The 9,694-nt window shown below is 74.5% G+C and carries 11 protein-coding genes; 5 read left to right on the top strand and 6 right to left on the bottom strand.

Translation table 11 applies throughout. The features are described 5' to 3' along the window. Window positions 1-34 precede the first annotated feature (34 nt). Entirely contained in the window at window positions 35-1,006 is a 972-nt protein-coding gene (gene murQ / locus ACIRJT_RS30275) for an N-acetylmuramic acid 6-phosphate etherase (RefSeq protein WP_403915270.1), read from the bottom strand. Window positions 1,007-1,086: 80 nt separating this feature from the next. Then, the gene (locus ACIRJT_RS30280; protein WP_403915272.1) at window positions 1,087-2,004 is read right to left on the bottom strand and encodes a MurR/RpiR family transcriptional regulator; all 918 of its coding nucleotides are present in this window, start codon (window positions 2,002-2,004) and stop codon (window positions 1,087-1,089) included. A 126-nt stretch (window positions 2,005-2,130) separates the two neighbouring features. Between ACIRJT_RS30280 and ACIRJT_RS30285 the strand changes: the two genes are divergently transcribed. Together ACIRJT_RS30285 and ACIRJT_RS30290 are read left to right on the top strand one after the other, a co-directional pair. Beyond that, on the top strand, window positions 2,131-2,502 hold the full coding sequence (locus tag ACIRJT_RS30285) for a hypothetical protein (RefSeq protein WP_403915275.1): 372 nt from the start codon (window positions 2,131-2,133) through the stop codon (window positions 2,500-2,502). Beyond that, window positions 2,499-2,780 carry a DUF4031 domain-containing protein gene (locus ACIRJT_RS30290; protein ID WP_403915277.1) on the top strand — a complete coding sequence of 94 codons (282 nt, stop codon included), beginning with the start codon at window positions 2,499-2,501 and terminating at the stop codon, window positions 2,778-2,780. Before ACIRJT_RS30285 ends, ACIRJT_RS30290 begins: the two co-directional genes overlap by 4 nt. Here the strand turns inward: ACIRJT_RS30290 and ACIRJT_RS30295 are convergent. The 3 genes from ACIRJT_RS30295 to ACIRJT_RS30305 form a co-directional block, all read right to left on the bottom strand. Further along, window positions 2,722-4,011, bottom strand: a complete 1,290-nt coding sequence (locus ACIRJT_RS30295; protein WP_403915309.1) for a Cmx/CmrA family chloramphenicol efflux MFS transporter — start codon at window positions 4,009-4,011, stop codon at window positions 2,722-2,724. The genes ACIRJT_RS30290 and ACIRJT_RS30295 overlap by 59 nt on opposite strands. Window positions 4,012-4,140: 129 nt before the next feature. Further along, entirely contained in the window at window positions 4,141-5,376 is a 1,236-nt protein-coding gene (locus ACIRJT_RS30300) for a PQQ-binding-like beta-propeller repeat protein (RefSeq protein ID WP_403915280.1), read from the bottom strand. Window positions 5,377-5,519: 143 nt separating this feature from the next. Then, window positions 5,520-6,251, bottom strand: coding sequence for a hypothetical protein (locus tag ACIRJT_RS30305; RefSeq protein ID WP_403915283.1), 732 nt, complete (start codon window positions 6,249-6,251; stop codon window positions 5,520-5,522). A gap of 109 nt (window positions 6,252-6,360) precedes the next feature. Here ACIRJT_RS30305 and ACIRJT_RS30310 point away from each other — a divergent pair, with 109 nt between their 5' ends. Genes ACIRJT_RS30310 through ACIRJT_RS30320 form a run of 3 tightly spaced genes read left to right on the top strand, consistent with a single transcriptional unit; the run spans window position 6,361 to window position 8,875 of the window. Next, complete coding sequence (locus ACIRJT_RS30310; RefSeq protein WP_403915312.1) at window positions 6,361-7,110, top strand: LamB/YcsF family protein; 750 nt, start codon at window positions 6,361-6,363, stop codon at window positions 7,108-7,110. Beyond that, window positions 7,107-8,000 carry an allophanate hydrolase subunit 1 gene (locus tag ACIRJT_RS30315; protein WP_403915286.1) on the top strand — a complete coding sequence of 298 codons (894 nt, stop codon included), beginning with the start codon at window positions 7,107-7,109 and terminating at the stop codon, window positions 7,998-8,000. Before ACIRJT_RS30310 ends, ACIRJT_RS30315 begins: the two co-directional genes overlap by 4 nt. Then, window positions 7,997-8,875 carry a biotin-dependent carboxyltransferase family protein gene (locus tag ACIRJT_RS30320; RefSeq protein WP_403915289.1) on the top strand — a complete coding sequence of 293 codons (879 nt, stop codon included), beginning with the start codon at window positions 7,997-7,999 and terminating at the stop codon, window positions 8,873-8,875. Before ACIRJT_RS30315 ends, ACIRJT_RS30320 begins: the two co-directional genes overlap by 4 nt. 51 nt (window positions 8,876-8,926) lie before the next feature. Here ACIRJT_RS30320 and ACIRJT_RS30325 read toward each other — a convergent pair. Next, a partial coding sequence (locus tag ACIRJT_RS30325) for an HAD-IC family P-type ATPase (RefSeq protein WP_365554036.1) occupies window positions 8,927-9,694 on the bottom strand: 768 nt, incomplete at its 5' end.

Consider the following 9,694-nt stretch of genomic DNA (forward strand, 5'->3'; position numbering starts at 1 on the left):
CTGTGCGGGGGGTGGGGCGGAGGACCCGGGTGGGTCAGGTGGTGCGTACGGCAGTGAGGGCGGCGCGGAGGTGGCCGTCCGCCTCGCTGAGGCGGGTGGCGGCGGTGGGGCCGTCGACCTGGCCGAGGATGACCAGGATCGCGTTCTTGACCTCGCCGTCGGTGGCGGCGAGCGCGGCCTCGATCTCGGCGTCGGACGCGCCGGTGGCCAGGGAGACGATGTGCCGGGAGCGGGCCCGCAGCTTCTCGTTGGAAGCGCGGACGTCGACCATGAGATTCCCGTACGTCTTGCCGAGCCGGATCATCGTGATCGTCGAGATCATGTTGAGGACGAGCTTCTGGGCCGTGCCCGCCTTCAGCCGGGTCGAGCCGGTGAGCAGCTCGGGGCCGACGACGACCTCCAGGCCGTGTTCGGCGGCGGCGCCGAGCGCGGAGCCTGCGTTGCAGGAGAGCCCGATGGTCAGGGCGCCCCGCTCGCGGGCGTGCTCGACGGCGCCGATCGCGTACGGCGTGCGGCCGGAGGCGGAGATGCCGACCACCGTGTCGTCGGCGCTCAGCTTCAGCCCGTCGAGGTCGGCGGCGGCCAGCTCCTTGCTGTCCTCCGCGCCCTCGACGGCCGTGACCATGGCGGAGGGGCCGCCCGCGATCAGGCCGATGACCTCGGACGGGTCGGTGTTGAAGGTGGGCGGGCACTCGCTGGCGTCCAGCACCCCGAGGCGGCCCGCGGTGCCCGCGCCCGCGTAGATCAGCCGGCCGCCGCGGGCCATGCGCTCGGCGGTGGCGTCGATCGCCGCGGCGATCTGCGGCAGCCGCTCGGCGACGGCGGCGGGGACGGTGGCGTCCTCGCCGTTCATGATCCGGGCGATCTCCCGCGTGGACTGCCGGTCGATCTCGGCCAGCTCGGGGCGGAACGCCTCGGTGGTGAGGGTGGCCAGCTGGGCGCGGAGTTCGCCGTAGGTCCCGGAGGCCTCGGGGGTGTCGGTGTTCGTGTCGGTGGTGGAGGTCATGAGGTGCGGCTCGGCTTTCTCGGTGTTCTCGGTCTCGTACGGGTGGTGCGTGGCCCTGACCGTGGTCGTGGCCGGGGCGGTCAGCGCGTGCGCGGGTTGTGGCGGTGGGCGAGCGCCTCGTAGGAGGCGGCCAGGGCGGGCGCGGCGGTCTCGTACGTCCGCTGCGCGACGCCTATGAACAGGCAGTCCACGACGAGTAGCTGACTGGTGCGGCTCGACATGGCGGCGGGGCGCAGCTCGCTCTCGCGCGCCGTGGACGTGGTCAGCACGTGATCCGCGTACTGCGTCACGGGCCCGTCGGGCCGCCCGGTGATCGCGATCGTCGTCGCCCCGCGGTCGAAGGCGACCCGCAGCGGCTCGATGACGTCACCGGTGGAGCCGGAGTGCGTGATCGCGATGGCCACGTCTCCGCTGCGCAGCTGCACGGCGTTGGTCACCGCGAGGTGCGGGTCCATGTGGGCGTGGGCGATCAGTCCGATCCGGAGCAGCTTCTGCGCCAGGTCCTGGCCGACGAGGGAGGACGCCCCGACGCCGTAGACGTCGATGCGGCGGGCGGTCGACGCGGCGGCGACCGCGGCCCCCAGCTGTACGGTGTCGAGCCCGGCGGCGGTGTCGGCGAGGGTCTGCTGCTCGTCGTGGGCGAGCTTGGCGACCACGTCGGCGATCGGGTCGTCCACCGCGATGTCGGCGGTGACGGCGGGAGCCCGGCCGGACTCCTGGTGCGCGGCGAGGCCGGCCAGCGCGAGGCGCAGATCGCGGTAGCCGGGGTAGCCGAGGAGGCGCGCGGTGCGGACGACGGTGGCCTCGCTGGTGCCGGTGCGCTCGGCGAGACCCGTGACGGTGAGGGCGGCACAGCCGGCCGGGTCGCCCGCCACGGCTTCGGCGACCAGCTGCATCGAGCGGGTCATGGAGGGGGCGAGGGTCCGGACCTTGGCGGCGAGGGCCGCGGGGGCCGGCGGGGACTCGCCGCTGAAAATTTCCTTCACTTCTTGGGTCACATCTGAAAGATATTTTCAACCCGGGGGTCCGTCAAGCCCCCTTTGGTCCCTCCCTCCGGCGAGGAGGGGCGTTGCCGCCGGGGGCGCTCCGACCGGGGCCCTTTCGCGCGGGCGCACAATGGGGGCATGGAGTTGAACCCCCTGGAGCAGGCCCTGCACACCGCCCGCGCGCTCGTCGTGGCCGACCTGGCGGCGGGCGACGTCGCCGAGGCGGATGTCGTCTCACTGGTCGAGGACGCGGTGACCCACCGCCGCTGGTGGGTGGAGCAGTGGCCCGAGGGAGCGGAGTTCGTGGCCGGGCTGGTCGCCCAGGACGTGCAGGACGCGCTGCTGGAGCGGTACGGGCGGTGGCCGCTGTGCCCCGCGTGCTCGGCGGAGGAGGAGCCGCACGCGCTGGACGTGGAGCCGGAGCTCGGGCCCGACCCGCACTGGGTGTGCACCAAGGCGGCCGTGGCGGTGGCGCCGGTGGGCGCGTTGGGCGAGGTGCTGCGGCGGTGACGCTCTACATCGACCCGCCCACCTGGCCCGGACACGGCCGCCTCTGGTCGCACCTGGTCAGCGATGTGTCATTCGAGGAGCTGCACGCCTTCGCCGCCGCGATCGGCTGCCCGCCGCGCGCCTTCGAGCGAGACCACTACGACGTGCCCCAGGCGCACTACGCGGACGCGGTGCGGGCCGGGGCGCGGGAGATCGGAGCGAAGGAGTTGGTCAGGCGTCTCACGGACGCGGGGCTGAGGAGGCCGAAGGGGCGGCCGGCGCCGGGCGGCCGTCCGTAGGGGCCTCCGGGGTCTCACGGGAGTCACGGGCCGCGGGGATCTTCGCGCTCTTCGCGATCAGCCGCGAACGCGACCGGCCGCCCTCACCGCCGCGCTGGAGGCGCAGCGCCACCCCTACCGCCGCCAGGGCCAGGGCCGTCATCGCCGCGCCCGCCCAGGCCGTGGACGCGAAGCCGAAGTCCAGGTCGATCACGGTGCCGCCGAGCCACGGGCCGCTCGTGTTGCCCAGGTTGAACGCCGCCGTCGTGGTGGCGCCGGCCAGCGTCGGGGCGGCTCCGGCCACGTTGAACATCCGGGCGTTCAGCGCGGGGGCCGTGAAGAAGGCGGACAGCCCCAGCAGGAACGCCAGCGCGATGACCGCGACCTGGCTGGAGGCGAAGAGGGCCAGCGCCACCAGGAACACCGTGGACGCCGTGATGCCGATCAGCAGCACCCCGAAGAGGTGCGCGTCCGCGACCCGGCCGCCGATCATCGTGCCGATCAGCGCGCCCGCCCCGAACAGGCCGAGGATCCACGGCACCCAACCGGAGTCGAGGCCCGCCACGTCCGTGAGCAGCGGCGCCAGGTAGCTGAACGCGCAGAACACCCCGCCCGCCGCGAGCGCGGTGATCACGATGGCCAGCCAGACCTGCCGGTCCCGGTAGATCGCCAGCTCCCGCTTCAGCTCGGGCTTCTTCTCGGGCAGCGGGATGTGCGGGATGCGCGTGGCGACGCCCACCAGGGCAACCGCCGAGGCCGCGCCGACCGCCCAGAACGCCGAACGCCAGCCGAAGTGCTCGCCGAGGAAGGCGCCCAGCGGCACGCCCAGCACGTTCGCGACGGACAGGCCGCCGATCATCACGGCCATCGCCCGCGCCCGCTGGTTCACCGGGACCATCGCGATGGCCACGGCCGCGCCGACCGCCCAGAAGCCCGCGCAGGCGAGCGCGCTCAGGACCCGGGAGACGAAGAGGATCTCGTACGTCGGGGCCAGCGCACCGGCGATCTGGCCGAGGCCGAACACCGAGATCAGCGCGATCAGCGTGGTGCGGCGCGGCAGCCGGAGCGTGGCGACGGCCAGCAGCGGGGCGCCGACCACCATGCCGATCGCGAACGCGGATATGAGGAGTCCGGCCTGCGGGATCGACACGTTCATGTCGTCGGCGATGGGCGGGAGCAGGCCCGACAGCATGAACTCACTGGTGCCGAGTGCGAAGACCGAGAGGCCGAGAATGTATACGGCCAGCGGCATAGGAGCGCGGCGGGAGGGAGAGTCGGGCATGACTCGTCCCAACGCCGGAGAACCCTTCCGCATTCCCGGCGCCGGACGAGAACGTGCCGGTTCACTCGTGCTTCATACCCGCGTCACGTCATACCCGCGTCACGCGGGAAGGGCGTGCAGCTTCTTGCCGTGCAGGGCGAAGACGCGCTCGCCGTCCGTGGCCACCAGCCAGGAGTGGTGGTCGCCGGACTTGTCGTTGAACGTCCAGCGCAGGGCGCCGGTCTTCCCGTCGAAGGCGTGGACGCCGCCCCGCTCGTCGAGGTCGGTGGCTCCGTAGAGCGTGCCGCCCACCTCGACGAACTGCCGGGGCACCTGCCCGCCCGCGTCCTTGAGGGCCGTGGACCGCCAGATCGTCCTACCGGTCCCCGGCTCGAGGGCCCACAGCGTCCGGCCGCTGTCCGCGATGCAGAGCACGTCCGAGAGGAGGGTCGGCTCACGGAAGGTGGTGAACTCCTCGGCCCGCACGGACCACTTCTCGGACCCGTCGGACAGCGCGAAGGCCTGGAGCCGCTGCCCCTGCGGGACGATCACCAGATCCTGGTGGACGACGAACGGCCCGTAGCTCGTCTTCGTCGTCTTCTGCGTCCACACCTGCTTGCCGGTGGCGGTGTCGCGGACCGTGAGGTTGTTCTTGAAGTCGGTGTAGACGAGGTGGCGGCCCTGTACGGCGGCGTGGACGCCGTTCTGCTGGGTGCCGAGGTCGCGCTGTTCCTTCCAGGCGACCTTGCCCGTGCCGCTGTTCAGCGCGGCGATCACATTGGTGTGGGACGAGCCGTCGGCTTCGAGGATCTCGGCGATGACGTACACCTGCTCCGCGTCCACCGCGACCGGCCTCGGCTGCCGGTACTCCTTGCCGAGGCGGCTGCGCCAGGCCTCCTTGCCGGACCCCGGCACGTAACCGGCGACGCTGCCGTCGTACTTGCCGCTCTCCAGGTACAGGGTGCCGTCGCCGAGCAGCAGCGGCGCACCGGGCACCGCGCCGCCCGGCAGCGACCACCGCTCCTCGCCGGTCGCGCCGTCGAAGGCGGCCAGCGGATCGCCGCTCGCGATCACCACGCCGTCCACGGCCACGAGCTCGTCGTTGTCCCCGTAGGTCTGCGCCGACGTCGACTTCGTCCACAGCGGCTCGGGGGCCCTGCCGTCCTCGGGCGCCTTCCCGTCCTCGGGGGAGGCGCTGCGCGGTGGCGGCGTGCTGCCCTCTCCGCCCGTCGCGAGCTCGTCCTCGCAGCCGGTCAGTCCGGCTCCGAGCGCCGCCATGGTGATCCCGCCTCCGGCCAGGCGCAGTATGCGCCGCCGGGAAGATCTGCCGACCGTCGTGCCGAGTCCCTCGGACATGTCGCTGTACCCCCGTGGAGTTGTGTGTGCATCTGCGATGCGAGACGTTAGCGGTCGCCGGGCTTCACCGGTCGGGCCAGGGCATGACCGGGACGACACCGTGAACGAACCGGAACATTCACCGGTAGGCGGGGGGCACAGGGTCAGCCGACGCCGGACGATGTCAGCAGTTCCAGTTCCGTCGCCAGGTTGTGCCGGGCCCGTGCCTCCCACGCGGCCGCGCCGTGCGGGGTACGGAACAGCGCCGGCAGGTCGAGGAGTTGCCGCAGCACCGCCGCCCGGCCCTCCCGGAACGCCCCGTCCGGGACGAAGCCGTACTCCTCCCGGACCCGGGCCGCGTACGCCCCGTACTCCTGCGGGCCGCCCGCCAGGACCGCGAGGTCGGCGTCGCACAGTGCCTCGCCGTTGCGGTCGCCGTCCGCCGGGTCGTGCGTGACGGTGAGGCGGACCAGCCGGGCGACCTCCGCCACCACCGCCTCCGGCACCCCCGCCTCGGACAGCGCCCGCTCCGCGAGGGCGGCGCTGCGCTCCTCGTTCTCCGTCCGGTCGGGCCGGTACACCGCGTCGTGGAACCAGGCGGCGAGGCGTACCGCGTGCACGTCGTCGGCGTGCCCGGCGAGGGTGTCGACGCCGTCCAGGACGGCGGCGAGGTGGGCGGTCGTGTGATAGCGGCGCTGCGGCTCGGCCCAGCGGGCGAGGAGGTTCTGCGCGTACGGCAGCGGATCGGGGCCGTCCGCCCCGGCGCGCGCGGCGAGCAGCGTGTCGTGCCACCGGTCGCGGAGGCCGGCGTCGCGGAGGCCGGTTTCGTGGGAAGCGTTCTCCCCGGGGTCGGCCTCGTGGGAAGTGGCGTCGTGCGGGCGGGGGCTCTCCGTCATGGGACGACTCTAGGGCGGGCGGCTCCAGGACGACGCGGGGCCGTCCGTCCGGCCCCCGGACCGCCCCTTGTCGCCCTGCTGAACTGTCATTACCGTGCGCGGCGTGATGATGGATCTCAACGCGGATCTCGGCGAGGGCTTCGGCAACTGGACCCTGACCGACGACGACGCGCTCCTCGCCTGCGTCACGAGCGCCAACGTGGCCTGCGGCTTCCACGCGGGCGACGCCTCCGTGATGCGGCGGGTCTGCGACGCGGCGGCGGCCGGCGGGGTACGGATCGGGGCGCAGGTCTCCTATCGGGACCTGGCCGGGTTCGGACGCCGGTCGATGGACGTGCCGCCCGCCGAGCTGACCGCCGAGATCGCCTACCAGATAGGCGCTCTGCGGGTCTTCGCGGAGGCCGCCGGGTCCACCGTCAGTTACGTCAAGCCGCACGGCGCGCTCTACAACCGGGCGGTCTGGGACGACGAACAGGCCGCCGCCGTCGTCGCGGGCGTCCGGCTCGCGGGCGGGAGCCCGGCCGTGCTCGGGCTGCCCGGATCGCGGCTGCTCGCCCATGCGGCCGAGGCCGGACTGCCCGCCGTTCAGGAGGCCTTCGCCGACCGCGCGTACACCCCGCGGGGCACCCTCGTCCCGCGCGGTGAGCCGGGCGCGGTGGTGCACGACCCGGACGACGTCGTACGCCGGAGCGTCGGCATGGCCGTCGAGCGGGCGGTGACCGGGGCGGACGGCAGCCGGATCCCCGTCTCGGCGCGCTCGCTCTGCGTCCACGGGGACACCCCGGGCGCGGCGGCCCTCGCCCGCCGGGTCAGGGCCGCGCTGGAGGAAGCGGGCGTCGCGGTACGGGCGTTCACGTGAGCGCCCGCGCGGTCGGCCCCGGTCCGGTGCGCGTACGACCGGGCGAGGTGTGCGTACGACCGGGCGAGGCGCGTGTGCGTCCGGGCGAGCTGCGCGTCCTTCCCGCCGGGCCGCACGCGCTTCTCGTCGAGCTGTCCGACGGCGAGCACGCCGAGGCCTTCCACGCCGAACTGCTCCGCCGCCGCGAGTGCGGTGAACTCCCCGACGTGCGCGAGATCGTCCCGGCAGCCCGCACGGTCCTGATCGACGGGATTCACGACGGGATCATCGACAGGGCTGGGGCTGGGGCTGGGGCTGGGGCTGGGGCTGGTGCCGGGGCCGGGGCCGCGGAGCGCGCGCCCGGGGTCCGGGACCGGTTCGCCCGCGACCTCGCCTCGTGGCGGGTGGAGCCGTTGCGACGCGGGGGCGGCGACCCGGTGGAGATCCCCGTGGTCTACGACGGCCCCGACCTGGGCGAGGTCGCCGCGCTCTGGGGCGTCCCGGCCGGGGAGGTGGCCGCCCTGCACTCCCGTACCGCGTTCCGGGTGGCGTTCTGCGGGTTCGCCCCCGGGTTCGGCTATCTCACCGGGCTGCCCGAGCCGTTGCACGTGCCCCGGCGCGCGACCCCGCGCACCCGGGTCCCGGCCGGGGCGGTGGCCCTGGCCGGGCCCTACACCGGGGTGTACCCGCGCCCCTCGCCCGGCGGTTGGCGGATCGTCGGGCGGATGCCCGACCCGGGGGCCCTGTGGGACCCGGCCAGGGAACCGGCGGCGCTGCTCGTGCCGGGGACGCCGGTCCGATTCGTGCCGGTGGGGCCGGGAGCGCTGCCCGCTCCCCGGGCAGATGCTTCTCCACAGGGCGATGGCTCCGCAGGCGACCCCCCGGCCGGCGACCCCCCGGTGGGCGCGTGACGCCGCCGCCCGCCGTCTCCCGGCTGTACGTCGTCCGGGCCGGGGCGCTGACCACCGTGCAGGACGCGGGCCGTTCCGGCTGGGCGCACCTCGGGGTCGGGCGCGCCGGGGCGCTGGACGCGCCCGCCGCCCGGCTCGCCAACCGGCTGGTGGGCAATCCGCCGGACGCCGCCGTACTGGAGACCACCCTCACCGGGTGCGCGGTCCGCCCGGACCGGCCGGTCGTGGCCGTCGTCGGCGGGGCGGGCTGCCGGGTGACGGTCGACGGGCGGCCGGCGGCGTGGGGCGCCCCGGTGCGGGTGCCCGCGGGCGCGGTGCTGGACGCGGGCCCCGCCGCGGGCGGCCTGCGCGGCTATCTGGCGTTCGCGGGCGGGCTGGTGCCGGAGCCGGTGCTGGGCAGCCGTTCGGCGGACCTCCTCTCGGGGCTCGGGCCCGCCCCGCTCAGTGAGGGCGACGTACTCCCGCTGGGCGATCCGGCGGGCTGCGGTCCGCCGCCGCCCGCGGACCCCGTCCCCTGGCCGGGCGCCCCCGCCGAGCTGGTGCTCCCGGTCCATCCCGGGCCCCGCCACGACTGGTTCACCGAGGCCGCGCTCCGTACGCTCCTCACCGCCGCCTACCGGGTCTCGCCGCACAGCAACCGCATCGGCCTGCGCACGGAGGGCCCGGCGCTGGAACGGTCCCGCCACGGCGAACTGCCCAGCGAGGGCATGGTGCTGGGCGCGGTCCAGGTGCCGCCCGACGGCCGGCCCGTCGTCTTCCTCCACGACCATCCGACGACCGGCGGCTACCCGGTCGTCGGCGTCGTCCCCGAACGGTCCCTCGCCGCGGCGGCGCAGGCGGTGCCGGGAACCCCGCTGCGTTTCGTACGCGCCTGAGCGCGGCGGGACCGGACGGTCCCGCCGCGCTCCGACTGCGTACCCCGGGCCTCACGCGCCCTTGAAGGTGCGCAGTCGCAGGGAGTTGCCGACCACGAAGACGGAGGAGAAGGCCATAGCCGCTCCGGCGATCATCGGGTTGAGGAGTCCGGCGGCGGCCAGCGGCAGGGCGCCGACGTTGTAGGCGAAGGCCCAGAACAGGTTGGTGCGGATGGTGGAGAGGGTGCGGCGGGAGAGGCGGATCGCGTCGGCGGCGGCGTTGAGGTCGCCGCGGACGAGGGTGAGGTCGCCGGCCTCGATGGCGGCGTCGGTGCCGGTGCCCATCGCGAGGCCCAGGTCGGCCTGGGCGAGGGCGGCGGCGTCGTTGACCCCGTCCCCGACCATCGCGACCGAACGGCCCTCGGCCTGAAGGCGCTTGACCACGTCCACCTTGTCCTGCGGCATGACCTCCGCGTACACCTCGTCGATGCCGACCTCGGCCGCGACCGACTCCGCCACGGCCCGGTTGTCACCGGTGAGGAGGATCGGGGTCAGACCGAGGGCGCGGAGCCGGCGGATGGCCTCGGCGCTCGTGTCCTTCACCGCGTCGGCGACCTCCAGCACCGCGCGCGCCTCACCGTCCCAGGCGACGGTGATCGCGGTGCGCCCGGCGGCCTCCGCGGCCTTCTTCGCCTCGGCGAGGTGGTCGGGGAGACGGATCTCCCACTCGGCCAGGAGCTGTTCGCGCCCGACGAGGACGGCGTGGCCTTCGACGATGCCCTGGACGCCGAGTCCGGGGATGTTCTGGAAGTCCTCGGGGGTGGGGAGGGGGCCGGTGGT

This window comes from Streptomyces sp. NPDC102283 (genome assembly GCF_044766265.1).
In the GTDB taxonomy this organism is placed as follows: domain Bacteria; phylum Actinomycetota; class Actinomycetes; order Streptomycetales; family Streptomycetaceae; genus Streptomyces.